At 71.4% G+C, this 25153-nt stretch carries 26 protein-coding genes; 20 read left to right on the top strand and 6 right to left on the bottom strand.

Going from position 1 to position 25153, the window contains the following annotated elements:
- Nucleotides 1-70: 70 nt before the first annotated feature.
- The 19 genes from KIP79_RS11800 (at nucleotide 71) to KIP79_RS11705 (ending at nucleotide 20004) form a co-directional block, all read left to right on the top strand.
- The gene (locus KIP79_RS11800; protein WP_214104780.1) at nucleotides 71-1309 is read left to right on the top strand and encodes a CaiB/BaiF CoA transferase family protein; all 1239 of its coding nucleotides are present in this window, start codon (nucleotides 71-73) and stop codon (nucleotides 1307-1309) included.
- Complete coding sequence (locus tag KIP79_RS11795; protein WP_214104779.1) at nucleotides 1306-2103, top strand: enoyl-CoA hydratase/isomerase family protein; 798 nt, start codon at nucleotides 1306-1308, stop codon at nucleotides 2101-2103. The genes KIP79_RS11800 and KIP79_RS11795 overlap by 4 nt, the downstream gene beginning before the upstream one ends.
- Nucleotides 2100-3308, top strand: coding sequence for an acyl-CoA dehydrogenase family protein (locus tag KIP79_RS11790; protein WP_214104778.1), 1209 nt, complete (start codon nucleotides 2100-2102; stop codon nucleotides 3306-3308). The genes KIP79_RS11795 and KIP79_RS11790 overlap by 4 nt, the downstream gene beginning before the upstream one ends.
- A complete protein-coding gene (locus KIP79_RS49385; RefSeq protein ID WP_214104777.1) occupies nucleotides 3305-4183 on the top strand; it encodes a 3-hydroxyacyl-CoA dehydrogenase family protein in 879 nt (292 codons plus the stop codon). The genes KIP79_RS11790 and KIP79_RS49385 overlap by 4 nt, the downstream gene beginning before the upstream one ends.
- Before the next feature lie 8 nt (nucleotides 4184-4191).
- Nucleotides 4192-4935: a 3-hydroxyacyl-CoA dehydrogenase family protein gene (locus tag KIP79_RS11780; protein WP_214104776.1), complete on the top strand. Its 744-nt coding sequence runs from the start codon at nucleotides 4192-4194 to the stop codon at nucleotides 4933-4935.
- Nucleotide 4936: 1 nt separating this feature from the next.
- Nucleotides 4937-5722 (top strand): enoyl-CoA hydratase-related protein, encoded by a 786-nt coding sequence (locus tag KIP79_RS11775; RefSeq protein ID WP_214104775.1) that lies wholly within the window; start codon nucleotides 4937-4939, stop codon nucleotides 5720-5722.
- Nucleotides 5719-6759, top strand: coding sequence for an acyl-CoA dehydrogenase family protein (locus KIP79_RS11770; protein ID WP_214104774.1), 1041 nt, complete (start codon nucleotides 5719-5721; stop codon nucleotides 6757-6759). The genes KIP79_RS11775 and KIP79_RS11770 overlap by 4 nt, the downstream gene beginning before the upstream one ends.
- Nucleotides 6756-7619, top strand: a complete 864-nt coding sequence (locus KIP79_RS11765; RefSeq protein ID WP_214104773.1) for a 3-hydroxyacyl-CoA dehydrogenase family protein — start codon at nucleotides 6756-6758, stop codon at nucleotides 7617-7619. The genes KIP79_RS11770 and KIP79_RS11765 overlap by 4 nt, the downstream gene beginning before the upstream one ends.
- Nucleotides 7610-8644: an NADP-dependent oxidoreductase gene (locus KIP79_RS11760; RefSeq protein ID WP_308169679.1), complete on the top strand. Its 1035-nt coding sequence runs from the start codon at nucleotides 7610-7612 to the stop codon at nucleotides 8642-8644. Before KIP79_RS11765 ends, KIP79_RS11760 begins: the two co-directional genes overlap by 10 nt.
- A gap of 16 nt (nucleotides 8645-8660) precedes the next feature.
- Nucleotides 8661-9845 (top strand): thiolase family protein, encoded by a 1185-nt coding sequence (locus tag KIP79_RS11755; protein ID WP_214104772.1) that lies wholly within the window; start codon nucleotides 8661-8663, stop codon nucleotides 9843-9845.
- Between the two features lie 14 nt (nucleotides 9846-9859).
- A complete protein-coding gene (locus KIP79_RS11750) occupies nucleotides 9860-10645 on the top strand; it encodes an SDR family NAD(P)-dependent oxidoreductase (protein WP_214104771.1) in 786 nt (261 codons plus the stop codon).
- Nucleotides 10642-12627, top strand: a complete 1986-nt coding sequence (locus KIP79_RS11745) for an oxidoreductase (RefSeq protein ID WP_214104770.1) — start codon at nucleotides 10642-10644, stop codon at nucleotides 12625-12627. The genes KIP79_RS11750 and KIP79_RS11745 overlap by 4 nt, the downstream gene beginning before the upstream one ends.
- A 137-nt stretch (nucleotides 12628-12764) precedes the next feature.
- Nucleotides 12765-14015: an ABC transporter substrate-binding protein gene (locus KIP79_RS11740; RefSeq protein ID WP_214104769.1), complete on the top strand. Its 1251-nt coding sequence runs from the start codon at nucleotides 12765-12767 to the stop codon at nucleotides 14013-14015.
- A gap of 34 nt (nucleotides 14016-14049) precedes the next feature.
- The gene (locus tag KIP79_RS11735; RefSeq protein WP_308169678.1) at nucleotides 14050-14811 is read left to right on the top strand and encodes an ABC transporter ATP-binding protein; all 762 of its coding nucleotides are present in this window, start codon (nucleotides 14050-14052) and stop codon (nucleotides 14809-14811) included.
- Nucleotides 14808-15524, top strand: coding sequence for an ABC transporter ATP-binding protein (locus KIP79_RS11730; RefSeq protein ID WP_214104768.1), 717 nt, complete (start codon nucleotides 14808-14810; stop codon nucleotides 15522-15524). Before KIP79_RS11735 ends, KIP79_RS11730 begins: the two co-directional genes overlap by 4 nt.
- Nucleotides 15524-16414: a branched-chain amino acid ABC transporter permease gene (locus KIP79_RS11725; protein WP_214104767.1), complete on the top strand. Its 891-nt coding sequence runs from the start codon at nucleotides 15524-15526 to the stop codon at nucleotides 16412-16414. Before KIP79_RS11730 ends, KIP79_RS11725 begins: the two co-directional genes overlap by 1 nt.
- Nucleotides 16411-17487: a branched-chain amino acid ABC transporter permease gene (locus tag KIP79_RS11720; RefSeq protein ID WP_214104766.1), complete on the top strand. Its 1077-nt coding sequence runs from the start codon at nucleotides 16411-16413 to the stop codon at nucleotides 17485-17487. Before KIP79_RS11725 ends, KIP79_RS11720 begins: the two co-directional genes overlap by 4 nt.
- 109 nt (nucleotides 17488-17596) lie before the next feature.
- Nucleotides 17597-18715, top strand: coding sequence for a MerR family transcriptional regulator (locus KIP79_RS11710; RefSeq protein WP_308169677.1), 1119 nt, complete (start codon nucleotides 17597-17599; stop codon nucleotides 18713-18715).
- Nucleotides 18712-20004: an MFS transporter gene (locus KIP79_RS11705; protein WP_214104765.1), complete on the top strand. Its 1293-nt coding sequence runs from the start codon at nucleotides 18712-18714 to the stop codon at nucleotides 20002-20004. The genes KIP79_RS11710 and KIP79_RS11705 overlap by 4 nt, the downstream gene beginning before the upstream one ends.
- On the opposite strand, the gene KIP79_RS11700 is transcribed toward KIP79_RS11705, so the two are convergent.
- The 6 genes from KIP79_RS11700 to KIP79_RS48240 all read right to left on the bottom strand — a co-directional run bounded on the left by KIP79_RS11700 (nucleotide 20001) and on the right by KIP79_RS48240 (nucleotide 24023).
- Nucleotides 20001-20762 (bottom strand): ABC transporter permease, encoded by a 762-nt coding sequence (locus tag KIP79_RS11700; RefSeq protein ID WP_214104764.1) that lies wholly within the window; start codon nucleotides 20760-20762, stop codon nucleotides 20001-20003. The genes KIP79_RS11705 and KIP79_RS11700 overlap by 4 nt on opposite strands.
- A 9-nt stretch (nucleotides 20763-20771) precedes the next feature.
- Nucleotides 20772-21578 (bottom strand): ABC transporter ATP-binding protein, encoded by an 807-nt coding sequence (locus tag KIP79_RS11695; RefSeq protein WP_214104763.1) that lies wholly within the window; start codon nucleotides 21576-21578, stop codon nucleotides 20772-20774.
- 383 nt (nucleotides 21579-21961) lie between these two features.
- A complete protein-coding gene (locus tag KIP79_RS11690) occupies nucleotides 21962-22288 on the bottom strand; it encodes a DUF1048 domain-containing protein (RefSeq protein WP_214104762.1) in 327 nt (108 codons plus the stop codon).
- A 1-nt stretch (nucleotide 22289) separates the two neighbouring features.
- Nucleotides 22290-22646: a DUF1048 domain-containing protein gene (locus tag KIP79_RS11685; RefSeq protein ID WP_214104761.1), complete on the bottom strand. Its 357-nt coding sequence runs from the start codon at nucleotides 22644-22646 to the stop codon at nucleotides 22290-22292.
- Nucleotides 22643-22969, bottom strand: coding sequence for a PadR family transcriptional regulator (locus tag KIP79_RS11680; protein WP_214104760.1), 327 nt, complete (start codon nucleotides 22967-22969; stop codon nucleotides 22643-22645). The genes KIP79_RS11685 and KIP79_RS11680 overlap by 4 nt, the downstream gene beginning before the upstream one ends.
- 163 nt (nucleotides 22970-23132) lie before the next feature.
- Nucleotides 23133-24023: a LysR family transcriptional regulator gene (locus tag KIP79_RS48240; protein WP_214104759.1), complete on the bottom strand. Its 891-nt coding sequence runs from the start codon at nucleotides 24021-24023 to the stop codon at nucleotides 23133-23135.
- A 148-nt stretch (nucleotides 24024-24171) separates the two neighbouring features.
- Here KIP79_RS48240 and KIP79_RS11670 point away from each other — a divergent pair, with 148 nt between their 5' ends.
- Nucleotides 24172-25131: an NADP-dependent oxidoreductase gene (locus KIP79_RS11670; protein WP_214104758.1), complete on the top strand. Its 960-nt coding sequence runs from the start codon at nucleotides 24172-24174 to the stop codon at nucleotides 25129-25131.
- The last annotated feature ends 22 nt before the right edge of the window (nucleotides 25132-25153 follow it).

The following is a 25153-nucleotide window of genomic DNA, read 5'->3' as shown; positions in this document are numbered from 1 at the left end:
CGACCCGGGAGATATTGGCCACATCGGACATTAATTGACAGCCTCGCTAATGTCCAACATTATTGGCCCTGTGAAGGCTGACCCGCCCGGTCCGCTCTCGGGTGTCCGTGTCATCGACATGACCACGAGCTACGCCGGCCCCACCGCTTCGATGTACCTGGCCGACCTGGGCGCCACCGTCATCAAGATCGAACGCCCCCGGTACGGCGACGACGCGCGCCACTGGGGACCCCCGTTCGTCGACGGAGCCTCGGCCTGGTTCGCCTCGGCCAACCGCAACAAACGTTCCGTCGCGGTCAACCTGCGGGCCCCGCAGGGGCAGCGCATCCTGCACGCGCTGCTCGACACCGCCGACGTCTTCCTGCAGAACATGAACCCGGCCAAGCTCGAAAGAATGGGCATCGACGGCCCGACGCTGCTGGCCAGGAACCCCCGGCTGGTCTACTGCGCGATGTCCGGCTTCGGCCTCGACGGCCCCGGCAGCGACCTGCCCGGATACGACCTCATCGCCCAGGCGCGCTCCGGGCTGATGTCGGTCACCGGCGCCAAGGGCGGCACCCCGCAGCGGGTCTCCACCGCACTGTCCGACATCGTGACCGGCATGTGCGCCGCCCTGGCGATCAACGCCGTGCTCGTGCGCCAGCAGCGCGACGGCCGCGGCGAGATCATCGACGTCTCCCTGCTCGACTCCGACCTGGCTCTGATGGCCCCGCGGGTCGCGGCCTTCCACGCCGGGGAGCCGGAGCCCGCCCCCAGCGGCGGCACCGACTCGGTGCTGTCGGTCTACCAGCCGTTCGAGACCGCCGACCAGACCATCGTCGTGGCGGTCGGCAACGACGCCATGTGGCAGCGTTTCTGCCAGGTCGTCGGGCTGGCGGAGCTGGCCGCCGACCCGGAGCTGGCCGACAACGCCGGGCGGCGCAGGCACCGCGAGCGGATCACCGAGCTGGTGGCCGACCGGCTCGCGCGGCGGCCGGGCACCGAATGGCTGGCGCTGCTCGCCGAGGCCGACGTGCCGGCCTCGTTCGTGCAGTCGCTCTCCGACGTGGTGCGCGACCCCCAGGTGGTGGCGCGGGAGTCGCTGCTGCCGGTGCCCGGGTCGGGGGAGCGCCTGGTGAGCGTACGCTCGCCCTTCCGGCTGCGGTCGCAACCGCGCCCGCGCAACGAGCGGTTCCCCGAGCTGGGGGCCGACAGCCACGCCGTGCTCACCGAACTCGGCTACTCGGCGTCCGAGATCGACGAACTGGTGGGCCTGGGTGTGGTCGGGGTGTGCACAGAGCCCGAGCCGAAGACCGAGGCGACGGCATGACCTCCGCCGACCTGCTCGTCGAGCGCGACGGCCCGCTGCTGCTGCTCACCCTGAACCGTCCCGGCGCGTTCAACGCCCTCAACCTGGCCATCCTCGACGCGCTGGCGCACGCGCTGGCCGAGGCGGCGGGCGACGTGCGCGCCGTCGTCGTCACCGGGGCGGGGGAGCGGGCCTTCAGCGCCGGTGCCGACCTCAAGGAACTGGCCGGCATGGACGCCGACGCCGCCCGGCGCCTGATCGGCCGCGGGCAGCGGGTCTTCCGCGCGCTGGAGCAGTCCCGCGTCCCCGTCATCGCGGCCGTGAACGGCCTGGCCCTCGGCGGCGGCTTCGAGCTGGCGCTGGCCTGCACCTTGCCGGTGCTCTCCACCCGGGCGCGCCTCGGCCTGCCCGAGGCCGGCCTCGGGCTCATCCCCGGGTACGGCGGCACCCAGCGCCTGCCCAGGAGCGTCGGCTCCCGGGTGGCCGCCCACCTGATGCTGACCGGCGCCCGCCTGGACCCCGACCGCGCCTACACGCTCGGCCTCACCCCGGTGCCGCCCGTCGAGCCCGACCGGCTGGCCGCGACGGCGCGGGAACTGGCCCTGACCATCGCCGCCCAGGGTCCGCTGGCCGTGCGAGCCATCCTCCAGGCCATGCGCGCCGGCGCCGACGCGCCGATCGAGGCGGGCCTGGCCGCGGAAGCCGGGCTCGCCGCGCTGGCCATCGCCGGTGCGGAGTCCACCGAGGGGGTCACCGCCTTCCTGGAGCGGCGAACTCCCGAGTTCCCGGACCCGCCGACCGAGGAGGCCCGGTGATCGACGCCGACCCGACGGCTCACGTGGCCCTCCACGACCTCCTCGACGAACCCGCGGCCGACGCCGCGCTCACCGCCCGCGAGCGGGAGATCAGGACGCTGACCCGCGCCGTGGTCGCCCGCGAGATCGCGCCCCACTCGGCGCGGGTGGACCTCACGCACGAGTTCCCGCACGCGGGGGTTCAGGCGTTGTGCCGGGAAGGGCTGGGCGGCCTGGTCTTCCCCCGCCACCTGGGCGGCTCCGCCGACTCCAACGTCGCCTACGCCCTGGCCATGGAGGAGATCGCGGCCGGTTGCGCCGCCACCAGCCTGGTCTTCATGACCCAGATGCACGCGGCCTACCCGATCGTGCTGGCCGGGAGCCCGGAACTCCAGCGCCGGTTCGTCCCCGGCCTCCTGGACGGCTCGGCCTACGGCGCGCTCGCCATCACCGAGCCCGACGCGGGATCGGACGTCGCCGGCCTCACCACCACCGCGCGCCGGGTGGGCGACGACTGGTCGATCACCGGCCAGAAGACCTTCATCACCACCGGCGACCGGGCCGACGTCATCGTCTGCTTCGCCACCGTGGACCGGGAGCGCGGCCGCGAGGGCATCACCGCCTTCGTCGTCGAGGGCGACCGGCCGGGGGTCGGGCGTGGCCGGCCGTTCGCCAAACTCGGCATGCACGGCTCCAGCACCGCCGAACTCTTCTTCGACGACGTACGGGTGCCGGCCGCCAACCTGCTGGGCGCGGAGGGCGAGGGCTGGTCGGTCGTCATGAGCTCGGTCGGGAAGACCAGGATCAGCGCCGCCGCCCAAGGGGTCGGCCTGGCCAGGGCGGCGTACGCGGCGACGCTCACGGCGCTGCGCCGCCTGCACGGGCCCCGGCTCCCCGACGAGCTCGCCTTCGCCCTGGCCGACCTGCGCGGGCGCATCCTGCAGGGCAGGTTGTTGCTGCACGCGACGGCCCGGCGGGTCGACGCCGATCCACAGACCTCGCCCGGCCAGATCGGGATCATGAAACAGGTCTGCACCGACCTCGGCTGGCAGGCCGCCGTCGAGGCCACACGTATCCTCGGCCCGTTCGGTGACCTGGCCGAAATCGGGGTGGAGCGGTGCCTGCGCGACGCCAAGGTGACCCAGATCTACGACGGCACCAACGAGATCCAGCGCCTGCTGATCGGCCGGGAGACCACCGGCAGGCTCCGGAAAGGGAACCAGTGAACAACGAACCCAGAACCGTGGCCGTGCTCGGGGCGGGCACCATGGGCTCCGGCATCGCCGTCGTGATGGCCCGCGCCGGCCACCGCACCATCATGTACGACATCGACGAGGCCAACCTGCGGCGCGGCCTCGACAGCGTGCACGGATTCCTCGACCACAGCGTCAAGCTGGGCAAACTCAGCCAGGACGCCGCCGACACGGCGAAGCGCTCGCTGAGCGGCGCCACCGACCTGCGCGAGCTGGCCCCCAGCGACATCGTGGTCGAGGCCGTCTTCGAGGACCTGGCGCTGAAGAAGGAGCTGTTCGGACGGCTCGACGACATCGTCTCCGCGCACACCCTCTTCCACACCAACACCTCGACTCTGTCGGTCACCGGCATCGCCTCGGGTTCGCGCCACCCCGAACGGGTGGTGGGCACCCACTACTGCAACCCCGCGCCGCTCATGAAACTGGTCGAGGTCGCCGACGGCCGACACACCGGGAGCCCGGCCCACGAGGCGACGGTCGCGTTCCTGCGCGGGCTCGGCAAGACGACCGTGGTGACCAAGGACCGGCCCGGTTTCATCGTCAACCGGTTCCTCATCCCGTGGGAGAACAGCTGCATCGACGCCCTGGAGAACGGCGTCGCCACCCGGGACGAGATCGACGCCGCCGTCAAGGGCTCGCTGGGCCACCCGATGGGCCCGTTCCGGCTGCTCGACATCGTCGGCATGGACATCCACCAGCAGGTGGCGACCCGGCTGTACGAGCAGCTGCGCGACCCCCGGTTCTTCCCGCCGCCGATGGTCGAGCGCATGGTCGCCGCCGGCGACCTGGGCCGCAAGACCGGCCGCGGCTTCTACGAGTACGACGACACCCGCCTCTTCGGATCCTGAGGAACGACATGAGCGAGAAGTTCGAGCGGGTCGGGATCGTCGGCGCGGGCACCATGGGCGGCGCGATCGCCCGGTTCCTGTCGGCGGCGGGTGTGCCGGTCACGGCCGTCGAGACCGACCTGACAGCACTGGCCGGGGCCGACCTCGTGGTGGAGGCGGTGCCGGAGAAGTTCGACGTCAAGGTCGCCGTGCTGGCCGAGGCCGCCGCCGTGGCGGGCCCCGGAGCCGTACTGGCCACGACCACCGCCGCGCTGTCGGTCACCGAGCTGGGCGCGGCCCTGCCCGGCCCGGAGCGCTTCGCCGGGTTCGTCTGGCACAACCCGGTCGACACCACCCGGACCGTCGAGGTCGTGCCCGGCCTGTGCACCGCGCCGGAGACGGTGGCGCGCCTGGCCGCCTTCGCGGACTCGCTGCCCGGCAAGGAGGCGCTGGTGGTGGGCGACCGTCCCGGCTTCCTGCTGCACGGGCTGCTGATGCCCTACCTCAACGACGTCGTCCAGGCCTACGACGACGGCCTGGCCGGCGCCGAGGACCTCGACGTGGCGATCGAGCTGGGCCTGGGCTACCGCACCGGCCCGCTGGCCATGCTCGACCGCATCGGCCTGGACGCCCACCTCGACGCCACCGAGGCGGCCTACGCCGCGACAGGCGACCGCCGCTACGCGCCACCCCCGCTGCTGCGCCGCATGGTCGCGGCGGGACGGCTGGGCGACAAGAGCGGCCACGGATTCCGGACCCAGGAGGACCACTGACATGAGCGAGGCGACCTACGGCGACATCCTCGTGGACCGGCAGGACGCGGTCCTGATCGTCACGATCAACCGGCCGCAGGCGGGCAACAAGCTGGCCCACCGGACCTGCCTGGAGCTCTTCGACGCGCTGCAGCGCTTCCGCCTCGACCCGGCCCTGCGGGCGGCCGTGCTGACCGGCGCGGGCGACAAGTTCTTCTGCATCGGCGGCGAGCACGACCCGGTGACCTCGCTCGACCAGTCCCAGGTGTTGCCGATCATCGACGTCTACCAGGCGATCGACACCATCCCCAAGCCGGTCGTGGCGGCGGTCAACGGCTTCGCCGTCGGCGGCGGGAACGTGCTGCACACGGTCTGCGACCTGTCGGTGGCGAGCGAGAACGCCGTGTTCCGGCAGGTCGGCCCGATGGTCGGCAGCTTCGACGCGGGCTACGGCACCTGGTACCTGGAGGACACCATCGGCCGCAAGCGGGCCAAGGAGATGTGGTACCTCAACCGCAAGTACACCGCCGCGCAGGCCCTCCAGATGGGGCTGGTCAACGAGGTCGTACCGGCCCGCCAGGCCCGTGACCGGGCCGTCGAGGTGGCTCAGGAGATCGCGACCCGCAGCCCGATGGCGATCGCCGGGCTCAAGGGCGCCTTCTCCGCCCGCCACAACGGCGTCTCCGGGCAGGCTCGGATGGCCCACGACCAGCAGCTCAGCTACTACCTCCAGACCAGGGAGGCGCACGAGCTGAGCGAGTCCTTCGCGGAGCGGCGGGAGCCCCGTCCCGAGAGTTTCTGGTCGTGACCTCCTGGTACGGCCCGGCCCTGGGCGAGGACGAGCGTGACCTGGCGCGGTTGCTCGACACCGTGGCGGCCGATCGCGAGACCCCGCTGACCGACGACCCCGCACTGGTGGCGGAGCTGGTCGGCGAACTCGCCGCGCTCGGCGTGTGGACGGTGGCGGCGGACGAGGCCCACGGGGGCGGCGGCGCGGGGCGGGCCGCCGCCGTCGTGGTATGGGAACGGCTGGGCCGCCACTGGCCCGCGCTCGGCTGGGCCTCGGTACAGGCGCACGCGGCACTCGCGGCACTCGCCGTCGCTGGGGCCGATGGGGCCGCTGGGGGCATCGGGGCCGCTGGGGCCACCGGGGCCTTGGACCTGGCCGGCGGGCTCCACAAGGGGACCGAGGCGGTGGCCGTCGTCGACCTCGCCGCGCCCCACGCGCGGCTCGACGTGGCGGCGGGCACGGCCAGGGGCCGCGTGGCCCGGGTCGACGCCGCGCATCCGGCGCCCCACCTGCTGCTCCTGCGGGACGGTCAGTGCCTGCTCGTGCGGGCGCAGGCGGTGCGGTACGCGCCCGTCGCCAGGACCGGCCTGGACGGCGCGCTCACCCGCTCGGCCGAGATCGACGGCCCCTGCGCCGAGCTGACCGGCGCGCCCGCCGGCGACGTACGCGCGATCCTGCGGCTGGGCGGCGCGGCCGTGGCCGCCGGGATCGCGGGCGCGGCGGCCGACGCGGCGGTGGCCTACACCCGGGAACGCCGGCAGTTCGGCGGCCCGCTCATCGACCTGCCGACCGTCCGCCGGTCGGTCGCCGACCAGAAGTCGTGGGTGCGCACCACGCTGGCCGCCGTCTGCGGCGCCGACGAGAGCCCGCTGGCCGCCGCCGCCCTGCTCCGGCACGCGGCCGACGGCGCGATCGAGGTCGCCGCCGCCGCGCTCCAGGCGCACGGCGGCTACGGCTACCTCACCGAATACCCCGTCGAACGGCACCTGCGGGACGCCGTCTCGCTCCGCGCGGCCACCGCCGGGCACCGCGCCGACTCCGTGGAGGAAACATGAGCGACGTGTACGACCACCACCTGCCGGCCAGGGTGGGGGTGTACGGCGGCGGCCGCATGGGCGCGGGCATCGCGCACGCCTTCCTGGTCTCCGGCGGCTCCGTCGTGATCGTCGAATCCACCGCGGAGGCGGGCCGCGCGGCGGCCGAACGGGTGGCGCGCTCACTGGAGCAGGCCGCGCGGCGCGGCGCCCTGCCCGGCCCCGCCGAGGAGGCCGCACGGCGGCTGGAGGTGGCCTGCGACCCGGCCGCCCTGGCCGAGTGCGCTCTCGTGATCGAGGCCGTGCCCGAGGATCCCGCGCTGAAGGCCGACGTCCTGGGCCGTGCGGCGGCGGCCGCGCCCGGGGCGGTGCTCGCCACCAACACCAGCTCGCTTTCCGTTGACGGGCTGGCCGGGACACTCGCACGGCCGGAGTCCTTCGTCGGGCTGCACTTCTTCAACCCCGTCCCCGCCAGCACGCTGGTCGAGATCGTCGTCGGCGCCCGGACGTCCCGCGACCTCGTGGCGGCCTGCCAGGCCTGGGTGCGGGCACTGGGCAAGACCCCGATCACCGTCACCGACAGCCCCGGATTCGCCTCCTCCCGCCTCGGCGTCGCGCTGGCGCTGGAGGCGATGCGGATGGTGGAGGACGGCGTCGCGTCGGCCGAGGACATCGACACGGCGATGACCCTGGGCTACCGGCACCCGATGGGCCCGCTGCGCACGACCGACGTCGTGGGTCTGGACGTGCGGCTGGCGATCGCCGAACACCTGCACCGCGAACTCGGGCCACGTTTCACGCCGCCCGCGATCCTGCGCGACAAGGTCGCCGACGGGCACCTGGGGCGCAAGACCGGTCAGGGGTTCTACTCGTGGAACTGAACAACGACACCTACCGGATGATCCGGCTGGTCCGCCGCCCCCACGGGCTGCCGGAACGCGCCGACTTCGCCGTCACCGAGGAGCCGGTGCCCGAGCCGGGCCCCGGGCAGGTGCTGATCCGCAACACCTGGATGTCGATCGACCCGCTGATGCGGGTGCGGATGGACGAGCGCACCGGCGTCGGCCACGTGCCGCCCTTCCGGCTGGGGCAACCACTGGACGGATCGGCCGTGGGCCGGGTCGTGGCCTCGCGGTCGGCGCGGTTCGCGCCCGGCGACGTCGTGCTCAACCACGGCGCCTGGCAGGAGATGCTGCTCTGCGACGCGGGCGAGGGCGGCTGGTTCGACCCGATGCGGGTGGAGGTGCCCGACGGGCTCGACGAGCGGCACTACCTCGGCGTGCTGGGCGTGTCCGGGCTGACGGCGTACGTCGGCCTGCGGCACATCGGCGCGGTCGCGCCCGGCGAGACCGTCTACGTCTCGGCCGCCGGCGGGGCGGTCGGGGGAGTGGCGGCGCAACTGGCCGTCGCCTGGGGCCACCAGGTCGTGGCCAGCGCCGGATCGGCCGACAAGGTGCGCCGCGCCCTGGAGGAGTACGGCGTGCACGCCGCCTTCAACCACCGCGACGGCGAGGTGAGCGCCCTGCTGGCCGCGGCGGCCCCCGGCGGGATCGACGTCTACTACGACAACGTGGGCGGCGACCATCTGGAGGCGGCCCTGGACTGCCTGCGGCCGGGCGGGCGGGTCGTGCTGTGCGGCCAGGTCTCGTCCGTCGGTTCCGCCACCGGCCCGCGCGGCCCGCGCAACCTCATGCAGGCGATCTTCAAGGGGGTGCGGCTGGAGGGCTTCATGGTCCGGCACCACGCCCGGCACTGGCCGGCGTACCTCCAGGAGGCCCGTGACCTGATGGCACGCGGCCGGCTGACGCTTGAGGAGACCACCTACGACGGCCTCGACGCGGCCCCGGACGCCATCGTCGCCATGCTCTCCGGCCGCACCGCCGGAAAGGTCACCGTCCGACTCTGATCGAGAGGCCCATCCAATGCGCGACGTCTATATCTACGACGCGGTCCGCACCCCGTTCGGCAAGTACGGTGGCGCGTTGTCCGCGACCAGGCCGGACGACCTGGCGGCGCTCGTCCTGCGGACCCTGCTGGCACGCCACCCCGGCCTCGATCCCGGGCGGATCGGCGAGGTCGTCCTGGGCAACGCCAACGGCGCGGGCGAGGAGAACCGCAACGTCGCCCGCATGGCCGCCCTGCTCGCCGGGCTGCCGACCGGCGTACCCGGCACGACCGTCAACCGGCTGTGCGGCTCCAGCCTCGACGCCACGATCAACGGCGCGCGCCAGATCGCCCTCGGCGAGACCGACGTGGTGCTGGCAGGCGGCGTGGAGTCGATGAGCCGCGCGCCCTGGGTGCTGCCCAAACCCGACCGCGCCTTCCCCGCGGGGGAGGCGACCCTGGTCTCCACCACGCTCGGCTGGCGGCTGGTCAACCCGGAGATGCCGCAGGTCTGGACGGTCTCCCTCGGCGAGGCCACGGAACAACTCCGCGAACGCGAGGGCGTCACCCGCGAGGAACAGGACGAATTCGCCGCCCGCTCGCACGACCTCGCCGTGGCGGCCTGGGAGTCCGGCTTCTACGACGACCTGGTGATCCCGGTCCCCGGCGTGGACCTGGCCAGGGACGAGTCGATCCGTCCCGGCACCTCGGTCAGGAAACTGGCGGGGCTCAAGCCGGTCTTCCGGCCCGACGGCACGGTCACCGCGGGCAACGCCTCGCCGCTCAACGACGGCGCGTCGGCGGCCGTACTGGGCAGCGCCCACGCCGCCGACCTGCTCGGGGCCCGGCCGCAGGCCCGCCTGGCCGGGTGGGCGGCCACCGCGCTGGAACCCCAGTACTTCGGGTTCGCGCCCGTCGAGGCGGCCAACCGGGCGCTGGAGCGGGCCGGGATCACCTGGAACGACGTCGGCGCGGTCGAGCTGAACGAGGCGTTCGCCGCGCAGTCGCTCGCCTGCGTCAAGGCGTGGGGCATCGACCCGGAGATCGTCAACCGGCACGGCGGGGCGATCGCCCTGGGCCACCCGCTCGGCGCGTCCGGCACCCGGATCCTCGGCACCCTCGCCAAGGACCTGCGCGAGTCGGGCCGGCGCTGGGGCGTGGCCACCATCTGCATCGGGGTCGGGCAGGGCCTGGCCGTGGTGCTCGAGAACCAGACGGCCTGAGGAGGCGGTTACCGATGAAGGTCATCGTTACCGGAGCGGCGTCGGGCATCGGCCGCGCCGTCGCACGGCGGCTGGCCGCCGACGCGCGGGCCCGGGACCTGCCCTGCGCGCTGGCGCTGCTGGACGCCGACGAGGCGGGCGGCAGGGCCGTCGCCGACGAGCTCACCGGCGGCCAGGTCACCGCGCACGCGGTGCCGGTCGACCTGGCCAGGCCCGAGTCGATCGCCTCGGCCGTCGCCACCACGCTGCCCCTGCTCGGCGGCCTGGACGCCCTGGTCAGCAACGCCGGCGTGATCAAGGCCGGGCCGCTGGCCGACCTGGAGCTCGACGACTGGGACCTGGCCTTCAACGTCAACACCCGCGCCGCCTGGTTGCTGGCCAAGGCATGCCGTCCGGCCCTGGTCGAGTCGCGAGGGTCGATCGTCATCGTCGCCTCGCTGGCCGCGGTCGCCCCGACCGGCGGCATGGGGGCCTACTCGCCGAGCAAGGCCGCCGCCCGCATGCTCGCCCTCCAGCTCGCCCGCGAGTGGGGCCCGGACGGCGTGCGCTGCAACTGCGTCTCACCCGGCTCGACCGCCACCGGAATGACCGCCGCAATCTTCGCCGACGCGGCGAAGAAGCAGGCCAGGGCGGCCTCCATTCCCCTCGGCCGGGTCGGCGAACCCGAGGACGTGGCCGACGTCGTCGCCTTCCTCCTCGGCCCGGACGCCCGTTACGTCACCGGGGCGGACATCGCCGTCGACGGCGGCTGGGGCGCGGCCCTGGTCCCCGGGGGCGTGGGCGTGGCCAGGCCGTCATGAGCGAGTTGTCCCCGCTCTGGGAACCCGTGCGGGTCGGTGCCGTCACCCTCCCCAACCGGGTGATGGTGAGCCCCCACAACACGGCGCACGACGACGACCGGCTCGCGGCCTACCTGGCGGCGCGGGCCGCCGGGGGCGCCGGTCTGGTGGTGATGGGCGGGGTTCCCGTCCACCCCTCGACCATGACCAACCCGATGCTCATCCCGGCCTGGGAGGAGTCGTCGATCCCCCGCCTGGCGGCGATCGCCGCCACCGTACGCGAGCGGTCGTCGGGCGGCGCGTTCTTCTGCCAGATCTTCCACGCCGGGCCCAACGATCCGGGCAACGCGGTGTTCGGTTACCCGCATGCGGCGATAGCGCCCTCCGCGGTGGCGGCGCCTCCTTCTGGGCGCATCCCGAAGGTCGCCGACCAGGCCGACATCGACATGATCGTCGAGGGCTTCGCCACGACCGCCCGCAACCTGCGGGTCGCCGGTTTCGACGGCGTGGAGATCAGCGCATGTCATGGCTATCTCGTGCACGCCTTCCTGTCGCCGACCACCAACCAGCGTACCGACGCCTACGGCGGCTCGCCGGTCAACCGGGCCAGGTTCGCCCTGGAGGTGGGCCGCGCGATCAGGGAACGCTGCGGGGACGACTTCCCGGTGGTCCTGCGGATGTCGCTGGACGAACGCCTGGGCGAGGAGGGCATGACGCCGCGCTCGGCGCGTGAGGTGCTCGCCGTGCTGCACGCCAGCGCCCTCTTTGACGCCTTCAGCCTCAGCGGCGGCGTGTACGCCACCCTGGATGAGACCGTGGCCCCCTCCAGCGCGGAACGTGACGCGGTCTTCCTGGACAGCGCGCTGGCCGCGCGTGAGGTGGTCGGCCACGACGTGCCGCTCATGCTCACCGGCTCGGTGATGGACCTGGAACGGGCGGCCGGGATCGTCGCGGCGGGACACGCGGACGTCGTCGGCATGACCCGCGCCCACATCGCCGACCCCGACCTGGTCGCCAAGGGCCGCTCCGGCCGCCTCGACGAGGTGCGCCACTGCGTCAAGGGCAACCAGGGGTGCTGGCGCGGCATCAAAACCCGTACCGGGGTGACCTGCACGGTGAACCCGCGGGCCGGGCGGGAGGCCGAGTGGGGCCCGCCGGAACCGGCCCCGCGTCCCCGCCGCGTCGTGGTGGTGGGCGGCGGCCCGGCCGGGCTCAAGGCCGCCGAGGTCGCCGCCGAGCGTGGCCACCTGGTGACCCTGCTGGAGCGCGGCGGCGAACTGGGCGGCCAACTGCGGGAGGCGGCACTGCTACCGGGCCGAGGGTCGTGGCGGCACGCCGTCGACGACCTGGTCCGCGCGCTGGCCCGGCTGAAGGTCGAGGTGCGCACGGGTGTCGAGGCCGACCCCGACTCCGTGCTGTCCCTGCGGCCGGACGCCGTGGTGCTGGCCACCGGCGCCGTCTGGGACACCGACGGGTGGAGCCATGCCACCCCGGCGCGTCCGGGACCTCTGATCAGCGCGGACGCGGTCGTCGTGGGCCCGGTGGAGGCCGTCGCGCGAGCAGGCGGACTCGGCCGCCGGGTGGTCGTCCTGGACGACACCGGCGGGTACGTCCCGCTCGGCGTGGCCGAACTCCTGGCCGACCAGGGGGCCGACGTCGAGATCCTCAGCCCGCGTCCGGCCGTGGGCGACCACACCGTGCTGACGGGGGAGGCCACGTTCGTCGTCCCCCGGGTGCTCGCCAAGGGCGTACGCATGGCGACCAGGACGGTCGTCGAGTCGATCGACGCCGGAGGTCTGGAGACCCGTTCGACGGTGACCGGCGCGGCCCGCCGGGTCCCGGCCGACGCGGTGGTGATGTGCCTGCACCGCACCCCCGTGGCCGAACTGCACGCCGCCCTGGCCGGGCGGGGCGTCGAGGTGCACCGGATCGGTGACGCGCTCGCGCCGCGTGAGGCCGACGACGCGATGGTCGAAGCGGTCGCGGTCGGCAGGCTCCTGTAAGTGTACAGATTGGTTAATGTCCAACCTTGACGGCATTGACCAATAAGAATATGGTCCAAGTCACACTGGCCCTGTCTGATAGTGGACATCGTGTCCACTCCGCCCGGTGTGTGCACAGCAAATCAAGGATGGTTGTCATGAAGCTCACGCGACTCCGGGCGCGCCTGCGCCCGTCGAGCCTGAGGAAGTCCGCCCCCGCGGCAGCACTCGCCGCGGTCGCGACACTCGCGGCGTGTGGCGCCCCGCAGAGCGCCGTGCGCAGCGGAGACGACAGCGGGTCGTCCTACAAGGTGGGCGTCGTGACCTCGTACACCGGGGCGCTCGCCGAGGTCGGCAAGCACTGGGAGAACGGGTTCCTGGCCGGGCTCGACTTCCTGACCGGCGGCACCATGAAGATCGACGGGAAGCCGATCGAGATCCTCAAGGGCGACGACACCGGTGAGGCCGCGGTCGGCACCACGGTCGCCACCAACCACCTGAGCAAGGGCGCCAAGATCATCACCGGCCCGGCCACCTCGGCCGTCGGCATCGCCGTGGTCGACGTCGCCAAGCAGAACGACGCGCTGTTCATCGCGGGCGGCATGGGGTCCACCGACCTGGTGGGCATGGACAAGCGGGTCTTCCTGACCAACGGCAACTCCCCGGCGGGCACCATGATCTACAAGAAGATCATCGGCGACAGCCCGTCCGGCAAGAAGCTGGTCACCATCAACCAGGACTACGCCTTCGGCCAGACCCAGGCCAAGAGCATGGAGGCCATGCTCACGCCCGAGGGCGTCGACGTCGAGTCCATCATGCTGCCCCTCGACACTGTCGACTTCTCCCCGACCGCCCACAAGATCAAGGCGATGAAGCCGGACTTCGTCCAGACCAACTGGATCGGCGCCGGCCAGGAGCAGCTCTACACGGCGCTGGCCGCGCAGCGCACGCTGACCGACGCGACGTTCTTCACCACGCTCTTCGAGTCGACAAGCTGGAGCGGCATCGCCAAGGCCCTCGGCGACGACCTGGCCAACTCCCGCTTCGCGATCATGTACTACCCCGGCCTGACCGGAAACGAGAAGGACAAGTACCTCCAGGAGTACACCGCCAAGCAGAACCGGGTCGTCGAGTTCAGCGACGCCATCGGCTGGAGCTCCGCCGAGATGGTGTGCCGTGCGCTGACCGGCGGCGACTACAACGACACCGCCGCCATGGCCCAGGCGCTGCGCGGCTGGAGCTTCGAGGGCCCGCAGGGCAAGGTCGACATCCGCGCCGACGACAACCAGGTCATCGTCCCCTACTTCATCGTCCAGCTCACGCAGCAGGGCTCCGGCTGGGGGCTCAAGCTCGACGAGGCGGTGCCCGCGGCGGACCTGGTGCCGCCGGTGGTCAACGCCATCAAGTGAACCACCCGACACGCAAGAGCAGGGAAACCAGAACGTGCAGCTACGGCACCAAGGTGCGGACCCAGCGCTGACGCTGACGGACATCCACTTCAGCGTCGGAGCCGCGCGCATCCTGACCGCTGTCACCCTCGACCTGACCCGGGGTGAGACCCTCTGCGTCATCGGTCCCAACGGGGCCGGCAAGACGACGCTGATGAACGTCATCACGGGCACGGTCACGCCGCAGCAGGGGCGGGTCCACCTCAACGGGGTCGACATCACCCGGATGGCCTCCCACCTGCGCACCCGGCACGGGATGGCCCGCACGTTCCAGACCTCCTACCTCTTCGACAAGCTGACCGTGCTCGACAACGTCGTGCTGGCGGCCCGCGGCTCCGGCCGCGGGCCGCGCGGCCGCAAGGCCGGCGTCTCCGAGGCCGCGGCCGCGCACGACGCGCTCGGGCACGTCGGCCTCGCGCCACGCGCGCAGCGGCCGGTGGGGGCGCTGTCCCACGGCGAACGCCGCAAGGTGGAGATCGCGATGGCGCTGGTCAGCGGCGCCGAGGTGCTGCTCCTGGACGAGCCGATGGCCGGGGTCAGCGCCGAGGACGTGCCCGACCTGGTGGCGCTGATCAAGAACTACGTGGCCGCCCAGGACCGCTCGATCGTCCTGGTCGAGCACCACATGGACGTCGTGCTCGAACTGGCCGACCGGGTCGCGGTGCTGCACCACGGCGAGGTGCTGGCCGTCGGCACACCCGACGAGGTCATGGCCAACGAACAGGTGCAGACCGCGTACATGGGGGAGGAGCTGTGACCACGACCCTCACGATCCGGGGCCTGCACACCACGATCGGCACCTCGCAGATCCTGCACGGCCTCGACCTCGACGTCGCCGCCGGCCGTACCACCGTGGTCCTTGGCCGCAACGGCGTCGGCAAGACGACGCTGATGCGCAGCATCCTGGGTTACCTCGACCACACCGGCGAGCTGACCTTCCGCGGCGCGTCGCTCGCCGGACTCCCCACCCACCAGCGGGTGCGCCGCGGCATCGCCTACGTTCCGGAGAACCGCGACGTGTTCGCCGGCCTCACCGTGGCGGAGAACCTGCGCCTGGCCGAGCGGCGCGGCGCAGAACCCCGCTACGAGCTGGTCTTCGACCTGTTCCCCGAGCTGAAGCAGCGCCTCGCCCAGACCGCGGGGTCGCTCTCCGGCGGCCAGCAGCAGATGGTCTCCCTGGCCCGGGGCCTGCTCGTCGAGTCCCACCTGCTCATCGTCGACGAGCCCACCAAGGGCCTGGCCCCCCGGGTGGTCAAGGAGGTCGTCGCGGTCCTGCGGGCGGTACGCGAGCAGAGCACCCTGCTCATGGTCGAGCAGAACCTCATGGCCGCCGGCGAACTCGCCGACGACGTGGTGATCCTCAGCGAGGGCCGGATCGCCAAAACCGGCGACCGGAGGATCCTGGCCAACCGGGAAGAACTGCGGCGGTACCTCAGCGTCGCCCGCAGCGCAGAGCACGGGGTGGACTGATGGACACATTCTTCTTGATCCTGGCCACCGGCCTCAGCGTCGGCGCGCTCTACTACCTGCTGGCCTCGGGCCTGAGCCTGATCTTCGGCCTGATGGACGTGCTGAGCTTCGCCCACGGCGCCCTGCTCACCTTCTCGGCCTACTCCGCGATCATGACGATGAACTGGTTCGGCGCCGCCTCGACCGGGGCCCTGCTCGCGGCGATCGTGGTCTCCACCCTCGTCGGCGGCGCGGTCGCCTTCCTCGTCGAGTGGTTGTTCCTGCGGCCGATGTACGCCCGCGGGCACCTGAGCCAGCTCCTGGTCACCATGGGCATCGGGCTGGTGCTCATCGCGGCGGTCACCATCGGCTTCGGCCCCGACCCCCGGTCGATGCCGCTGCCCGACAACGTGTCCGGCTCGATCGACGTGTTCGGCGTGCTGATCCCGGTCAGCGCCCTGGTCACCGTGGCGGCGGCGCTGCTGCTGCACGCGGGGCTGATGGCGTTCCTGCGGCGGACCCGGCACGGCCTGATCGTGCGGGCCGGCGTGGAGAACGCCGACATGGTGCGCGGCCTCGGCATCGACGTCGCCAAGTCGTTCGCCATGGTGTTCACCATCGGCGGCCTGGCCGCCGGGCTCGCCGGGGCGCTGGCCCTGGTCTACGTCCGCGCCGGCACGCCCCACCTGGGCGACACCTATCTGATCTACGCCTTCATCGTCATCGTCATCGGCGGCATCGGGTCGTTGCCGGGGACGCTCATCGCGGCGGCGCTCGTCGGGCTCAGCCAGCAGTTCGCCAACCACTACCTCACCGGCGGCGCCGGGGACCTGCTCGTGCTCGCGCTGCTCGCCCTCATGCTGCTGGCCAGGCCGCAGGGCCTCTTCGGGAAGACCGGGAGAATCGTGTGACCACCTCACGCATCGTCAAGCCGGTCGCCCTGGCGGCGGTCGCCGTCCTTCTGGCCCTGGTGCCGTACACCTGGTTCCCCGGTTTCGGGCTGCTGCCCGACTACACGGGCGCGGCCGGGTCGCTCAGCCTGCTGAGCAAGGTCATGATCATGGCCGCGCTGGCGGTCACGTTCGACCTGCTGCTCGGCCAGTCGGGGCTGATGTCCTTCGGCCACGTGCTCTACTTCGGGGTCGGCGCGTACGCCTTCGCGATGTTGCTGGCCTACACGAGCCTGACCTTCTGGGTCGCGGCGGCGCTGACCGTGCTGCTGACGGCCGGGCTCAGCCTGCTGCTGAGCCTGGTCGCGCTGCGGGTGGAGAACATCGCCTACTCCATGGTGACGCTCGCGTTCGCCCAGGTGGGCGCGGTCGCGGTGGCGCGGAACTACTTCGGCACCGGCGGCGAGAGCGGGCTGCGCCTGCCCACCGAGAAGATCCCCGCCCTGTTCGTCGGCCTGCAGAACACGCCCAACGTCTACTGGTTCTCCTTGGCCACCCTGGCCGTCGTGGTGACCGCCGCGGCCCTGGTCGTCCGCAGCAGGTTCGGCCTGTCCCTGCGGGGCACCCGCGACAACGCCCTGCGCATGCGGGTGCTCGGCTACAACGTGTACGGCCTGCGCCTGGCCGTGTCGGTCGTCGCCTCGACCCTGGCCGGGTTGTGCGGGGTCGCCTACGTCGTGACCATCGGCGGCACCGACCCCGACGCGGTCGGCCTGATGCTCGCCCTGTCGCTGATCTTCATGGTCGTCATCGGCGGCTCGGGCAGCCTGGTGGGAGCCGCGATCGGCGGCACGGTCTACGCCTTCCTCGACATGCGCCTGCCCGCCGTCGGCGACGGGCTGGACGCCGGGAGCGTGCCGCCGCTGGTGGCCCACCTGCTCGGCGAGCCCGACCTGCTGCTCGGGGTGATCTTCCTGATCGTGGTGTTCGTCGCGCCCAAGGGCATCGTCGGCATCGCGGAGGCCGCCGTCGCGAAGGTACGGGCCCGGCGCGCGGGTCCCCTTAGGGTGGTCCTCGAAGAGGACTTCCGGTGACCGCCGTGCCGCCCGTCCGGCCGAGTTCGCGGCGCTGTGTTGACCTTGCCCTTGGGTGAAGCCGCACCATCGTCGGCACCGGCCATGGTGGCCGGGACGAGGAGGAGTGGTGCGGCCGTTGCTGACGATCGGGATGTTCGCCCAGGCCGCACGGCTGTCGCCAAAGGCGTTGCGGCTCTACGACGAACTGGGGTTGCTGCGTCCCGCCGCGGTGGATGGTGAGTCGGGATACCGGTTCTACGATCCGGCGCAGCTGGAGCGGGCCCGGTTGATCGCCTGGTTGCGGCGCCTGGGCATGCCGTTGGCGCGTATCCGGCGGGTGTGTGAGCTGCCGGCGCCGGCGGCGGCGGCGGAGATCGCCGGCTACTGGGAGCAGGTGCTGGCCGAGACCGCCGCCCGTGGGCAACTGGCCACCTTCCTCGTCGACTACCTGGCGGGAAGGGGCAGTCCTGTGGAAATGTCCGCGACCATGCTCGGGATCCGTTACGCCGCCCGGTCGGAGACCGGCCTGGTGCGTACGAGCAACGAGGACACCGCGTACGCCGGGCCCCGGTTGCTGGCCGTGGCCGACGGAGTCCGCGGGCCCGGCGGTGACCTGGCGAGCGCGGCTGCCGTCGAGGCGCTCAGGCCGTTGGAGACGCTGGCCGTGCCGGCCGAGGATCTGCTCGGCGTGCTCGCCGAAGCGGTCGAAGAAGCCGACCGGGCGATCGGGCAACTGGCCGCGTCTTCTCCGGAGGGCAGTGCGGTCACCACGCTGACCGCACTGCTGTGGTCGGGTTCCCGGCTGGCGTTGGTGCACATCGGTGACACCCGGGCCTACCTCGTCCGGGATGGGGAGCTGTTCCAGATCACCCACGACCACACCTTCGTGCAGTCGCTGGTGGATGAGGGCCGGTTGACCTTGGAGGAGGCGGCCTCGCATCCGCAACGCTCGCTGCTGATCCGGGCACTGACCGGTACTGGCGGGGTTCAGCCGGACCTGTCGCTGCACGAGGCCGTGGCCGGTGACCGGTATCTGTTGTGCTCGGACGGGTTGTCGGCGGTCGTACCGGCCGAATCGCTGTGCGAGGCGCTGACCGGGTCGGAGGGCCCGCAGCAGGTGCTTGAGGAGTTGGTCACGCGGGCGTACGCCGCCGGTGCCCCCGACAACATCGCCTGCGTGGTCGCCGATGTGATCGGGCTGGAGGCTTCGGCCGATCCCGGGCGTGACGGCGGGCGGGGACGGTGAGCCGGTCGCTGGGTGCTTACGCGGCCGACCGCCGCCCGCTGGCCATCCCGGCGTATCGACGACTGTGGGTGGCCTCGGCGGTCTGCGCGGTGGGCGGTTCGTTCAGCGTGGTCGCGATACCGACACAGCTGTTCACGGTGACCGGATCGTCGGCGACGGTGGGTGTTTCGGCCGCGGTGTCGTTCGTCGCGCTGGTCGTGGCGTCGCTGTGGACCGGTGCCCTCGCCGATGCCAGGGATCGGCGGCAGGTGCTGCTGGCCGCCCACTGCGGCCTCGTGCTGACGTACACCGCATTATGGATCCAAGCGGCACTGGGCGGAGGTTCGGTCCCCCTCCTGATGCTGCTGGCGGCCTGCCAGGGGCTGGCCTTCGGGGCAATCATGACCACGATGGGTGCCACGGTGCCCCGCCTCGTCCCGGTCGAGCTCTTACCGGCGGCGAACAGCCTCAGTCACCTGGTCCGGTACGCCGGATCGATCCTCGGGCCGGTACTCGCCGGCGTTCTGATATCGATCGTCGGGCTCGGCACGCTGTACCTGTTCGACGCCCTCGCGCTGCTCACAGTCGTGTGGGCCGTCGCCAAGCTGCCGCCGCTGCCGCCCCTCCCTGGCCGCGACCCGGCGGCGCTGGACCATCAGGGACGCTCGACGATCCGCCAGGTCCTGGCCGGTTTCCGGTACCTCGCCGCCAGCCGGCTGCTCGTGGCGGTCCTGGCCGTGGACCTCGCGGCGATGGTCTTCGGCATGCCGATGGCGCTGTTCCCGGAGCTGGCCCAGCAGACCTACGGCGGCCCTGCGGGTGGCGGCACGGAGCTGGGACTGCTCTACGCCGCCTACCCGGCCGGGGTTTTCGCGGTCGGTCTGCTGTCGGGCACGTTCACCCGAGCCGTCCGCCACGGTTATCTGATGGCGGCCGCTGCCGCCGCGTGGGGGATCACCGTCGTGGTCCTCGGACTGGCCTCGTGGCTGTGGCTCGCGCTGGCGGCGCTCGTCCTCGGCGGCGCGGTGAACTTCGTCCTGAGCACCTTCCGCAACGCCATCTGCCAGGCACTCACCGACGACGCCATGCGCGGCCGGATCCAGGGATCCCTCACCGTCGTGCTCATCGGCGGTCCGCAGATCGGGAACCTGCTGCACGGGGCCGCCGCGTCCCTGTGGGGTCCCCGAATGGTGATCTGCGCTGGTGGGCTGCTCACCACGGTGACCGTGGCGGTGATCGCCTTGGTGGTTCCCGAGCTTCGGCTCTACACGGCTCGGCGATCAATTTCTGACAAGGAGACGGTTACCTAGGAGATCTTGCGGTGGTAGGTGTTCATGGCGAAGGCGAACGTGACGATGAGGATGCCGACACACCAGGCCAGGGCGATCCAGATGTCGGCGCCGACCGGCTGCTGGGTGAACAGGGCGCGGATGGCGTTGACGATGGAGGTCACCGGCTGGTGCTCGGCGAAGGCGCGCACCAGGCCGGGCATGGTGTCGGTGGGCACGAAGGCCGAGCTGAGAAACGGCAGGAAAATCAGCGGGTAGGAGAACGCGCTCGCGCCTTCCACAGACTTCGCGGACAGCCCGGGGATCACGGCCAGCCACGTCAGCGCCAGGGTGAACAGGATCAGGATTCCGGCCACCGCGAGCCACGCCGGCACTCCCGCCGCCGAGCGGAAGCCCATCAGCAGGGCGACGAGCACGACGACCACGAGCGAGATCGAATTGGCGACCAGCGAGGTCAGCACGTGCGCCCACAGCACGGACGAGCGTGCGATCGGCATGGACTGGAATCGCTCGAAGATGCCGCCCTTCATGTCGATGAACAGCCGGAACGCGGTGTAGGCGATGCCCGAGGCAACGGTGATGAGCAGGATGCCGGGCAGCAGGTAGTTCACATACGAAACCGATCCCGTGTTGATCGCGCCGCCGAACACGTAGACGAACATCAGCATCATGGCGATCGGCATGATCGCGGTGGTGATGATGGTGTCCGGGCTGCGCGTGATGTGGCGCAGGGATCGTCCCAGCAGGACGGCGGTGTCGCCGAAGAAATGCCTGGTCATTGGGGTTCCTTACGCGTTCGTACCGACGTTGCGGTCATGGCCGTTCGTGCCGTTGTCACCGACGAGGGCGAGGAAGACGTCCTCGAGAGTCGGCTGCTTTTCGACGTATTCGACCTTGGCCGGCGGGAGCAGTCGCTTGAGCTCGGCCAGGGTGCCGTTCACGATGATCCGGCCCTGGTGCAGGATCGCGATCCGGTCGGCCAAGTGTTCGGCCTCGTCCAGATACTGCGTCGTGAGCAGCACCGTCGTACCCCGGTGGGCGAGTTCCTTGACGGCCTGCCACACCTCGATGCGCGCCTGGGGGTCCAGCCCGGTGGTCGGTTCGTCCAGGAAGATGACCGGCGGACTGCCGATGAGGCTCATCGCGATGTCGAGGCGGCGGCGCATGCCACCCGAATACGTCGACACCTTCCGCGCGCCCGCGTCCGCCAGCGAGAAACGCTTCAGCAGGTCATCGGCGATCTTGCCCGGACCCTTGAGGTGCCGCAGCCGGGCGACCAGCACCAGGTTCTCCCGCCCGCTGAGGATCTCATCGACGGCCGCGAACTGCCCCGTCAGGCTGATCGACTCCCGCACGTTCGCCGGTTGCGTGGCGACGTCGAAGCCGTTGACACCGGCTGTGCCCGCGTCAGCCTTGAGCAGCGTGGACAGGATTTTCACGACCGTGGTCTTGCCCGCCCCGTTGGAGCCGAGCAGGGCGAAGATGCTGCCCCGCGCCACGTCGAAGTCCACGCCGCGCAGTACCTGCAACTCCTTGTACGACTTCTGCAGGCCCTGCACGTGGATCACAGACCCTCGGACCTTATCGTCTGTCATTTCAGATATCCGTTCTGTGTTTGGTCACGGCTAGTCGCCCGTGGCGCGATCGATTGCAGCGCATTGATCGCCGTGTGAGAGGTGGCGGGAAGCCGCTGCGTGCGCGCCTTGCATGGCCGATAGCGCCGCTGTCCGCTATCGGAATGGTGAGGGGCTAGAGCTCAGATTCAAGATGATCGAGGCCGCGCTGGGGGCACCGACCGAGACGGTCGAGGGCGTCATCTATTCCGCGCGGTGCCCGGCGGCTACAAGATCCTGGTGACGCTGCTGCACGAGTAAATGCCAAGGAGAGGCGCTGGAGTTCGGGTTGACCAACACCGTGCACGCGCCGATGATGCAGGCGCTGGCGCTGATCAAGCGGTATAAGGCCGGGTCGACGGGTGTTACTTCTCGGCCGTGCCGGGTCCCCTTCTGATGGACTCCTGATAGATGTCCGCGTAGGTGCGCGAGTCCTTGACCAGGTCGTCGCAGAAGGCGGCGACGTCGTTGCCGATGAGTTCCAGGACTCCCTTGCCGGTCGCGACGCCCTCCTCGAAGAAATCGACGATCCCTGAGAGCAGGGGCCCGTCAAGCAGGTCGATCGGTCCGACCTTGAAGAAGTACCGCTGAATCTCCTTGTAGACGATCTGGTAGTCCGGCGGGAGCGCCTTGACCCGCGCCATGTGCGCCCGCCACTGCTTCTTGCCCTCGATGATGTCCTGGATGCCCACGTCAGCCTCCTAGCCGGCCCAATTTCCTTGCGACGTTCCTGTTCAACTGCTCGCGCCACCGGTCGCGATGGGTCCTGGCCCCTTCTCCGCCGGCCAGCGCCGCGCAGAAGCCCGCGATGTCGTCACCCAGCACCTCGTGAATGCTCTGCCCATCGGCCGCTGTCTCTTCGAGCAGCCCCAGAGCACCGTCGAAAATCGGCATCAGGTTTCGACCTGTGAAGTCCGTGTAGAGAAAAAGATGACCCTTGATCTCTTCCCACGCCGCCCGGTGGTCGGCCGGCAATGCTGCGGCCCGGGCTTCGAACGCCTTCCATTCCCTGGTGAGATCGCTGCCTGTGATGGTCTCCCAGAAGTTCATTTCCCGCCCTCCTTGAGCTTGTCGATCCGTGATGTGATGTACTCCCATTTCGCCCAGAACGTCGCGAGTTCTTTGCGCCCCGCGTCGTTGAGCGCATAGAACTTGCGCGGCGGGCCCAGCCCGGACGGTCGTTTCGTCACCTGGACGAGCCCGTTCTTCTCCAGCCGCAGCAGGATGGTGTAAACCGTCCCCTCGACGACGTCGGCGAAGCCGAGTTCGTTGAGCCGACGCGTGATGGCGTACCCGTAGGTCTCCTCGCTGCCGATGATTTCAAGCACGCAACCCTCAAGCGTGCCCTTCAGCATCTCCGTCAGGTCGTCCATCGTGGGTCCTCTTCCGTTCCTGGTACTCGGTGATACCGAGTACTGCTACACGGTACCACTGAGTAGTGCGCCTTGGCCAGCAAGCGGCGAGCACAGGCTGCGGAAGCGATTCGGCGCGATCCGAAGAGGGGAAACAACGGCTAGCTGACCTGCGAGAACTGCGTTAACGCCGGATTTCGTTCCAAATCCCCGACGCCTCGGCGGCCGTACCCATCCCTCGCGACTCGGCGACGGCAGTCGTCGCGCGTACCAGGGCGGCCACGCCCCGGCTGCGGGAGCGTTCCGGCCAGGCGATGACCAGCCGGGCGGGCGGGCAGTCCTCGACGGGGACGTAGGCCACCGCCTGCCGGGGGTATCTCGCCGCGACCGACCTCGGGAGCAGGGTCATCGTCGCGCCGAGGCCGACGAGCGCGAGCAGTTGCGCGAGGTCGTGCACGCCCTGCTCGCCGATGTCGCGCTCCGCCCGTTCGCCGACCTCCTCGGGGCCGATGCCGAGGTCGGCGAGCCGTACCCACGGGGCCCTGGCGAGGGCGTGGTCGGCCGGCAGCGCCGCCACGCGAGGCTCGACCGCGACGACATCCGCGTCGATGCCGCCCGGGTCGTAGGGCTCGAACATGAGCGCGGCATCGGCTTCGCCCGTCCGCAGCAGCCGGGTGTGCTCCCGCCAGCCACACAGGCGCACGGCGACGGGCTCGGCATCGGGCTCGGCGGCCACCGCGGCGAGAATGTCCTCCAGCAGCCCGCCATCGGCATCCGCCTTGACGGCGAGCAGCACGCTGCGATGCGGCGCCGAGGCCCGTACGGCACGGCGCACCGCCGCGTCGAGAGCCTCAAGGGCGGGCCGCACCTGAGCCAGCAGCACCGCACCCGGCTCGGTCAGCTCCACCACTCGTGTGGAGCGCTCGAACAGGCGCACGCCGAGCTCGGCCTCGAGGTTGCGGATCGCTCGCGACAGCGCGGGCCCGGCGATGCCGAGCCGTCCGGCGGCGCGCGTGAAGCTGCGTTCCTCCGCCACCGCGACGAAGTACCGCAAGGGCCGGGACTCCGCTGCCATGTCCCCACACTATTGCCTGATCGGCATCACCATTGATGCCTTTCCGGTCATAGTCGGTGCCGGATCGGTCATTCCTCCAGAGCTCGCCACTACCGCAGGCTGGCGTGGCAGCAGGGCGGACGGCCCGCCGCGGAATGGAGTAGAGAGCATGCGAGCAATCGGCATCGAGCGCTTCGGCGACACCCCGCAGCTCAAGGAACTGCCCGTGCCCGAGCCCGGCGGCGGCCAGGTGCAGGTCGCCATCGAGGCAGCGGCGACCAACCCCCTGGACCTGGCCATCGCCTCCGGGGCGCTGGCGGCGCTGGGGGAGTACCGGTTCCCGCTCACGCTCGGCATGGACGGCGCCGGCACCGTGACCGCGATCGGCGACGGCGTCACAGAGTTCCGCGTCGGGGATCGCGTCTTCGGCCAGTTCTGGAGCCAGCCGCTGCAGTTCGGCACCTTCGCGGAGGTCTGCACGGTTCAGGCGGTGCCCGCGTTCGGCGCGCTGGCGGCCACCCCCGACGAGCTGCCGAGTGAGGTGGCCGCCGCGCTCCCGACCTCCGGTATGACCGCGCTCGGCGCGATCGAGCACATGCGGGTGCCCGAGGGCGGCACGCTGCTCGTCATCGGCGCGACGGGAGGCGTCGGCACCTTCGCCGTGCAGGCCGCCGCGGCCCGCGGGATCCGAACCATTGCGACGGCCTCCGCCCAGACCGCGGAGCAGGTGCGAGAGCTCGGCGCCATTGAGGTCGTCCTCCGCGGTGCGGAGCCCCTCGACCTGGCCCTGCGGAGGCTCGCACCCGAGGGCGTCGACGCGATCCTCGACGTCGTCGGCGACCGGTCCGTCACGACCAGCTTGGCCGACGCCGTGCTCGACGGCGGGGCGCTGTTCTCAACCGCCTTCGGCCTCGACGACCAACTCCTCGCCAACGAACGCATCCGCACCGCGAACTACCGACTCGACCGCAAGCCCGACCGGCTCGCCGAACTCACCAGACTCGCCACCGCGGGCACCATCCGGCCCGTCATCGGCGCGACGCTCCCCCTCGAAGAGACACCACGCGCACTCGCCGGCGACGTCGAGGTCACGGGGCTACGCGGCAAGACCGTACTGAAGGTGCGCTGAGTCCGGATCCGTCGCCGATTGA

The organism is Acrocarpospora catenulata (assembly GCF_018476525.1).
GTDB lineage: Bacteria > Actinomycetota > Actinomycetes > Streptosporangiales > Streptosporangiaceae > Acrocarpospora > Acrocarpospora catenulata.
Note: the sequence above shows the minus strand (reverse complement) of the source record. Positions and strands in the feature narration are given on the sequence as shown.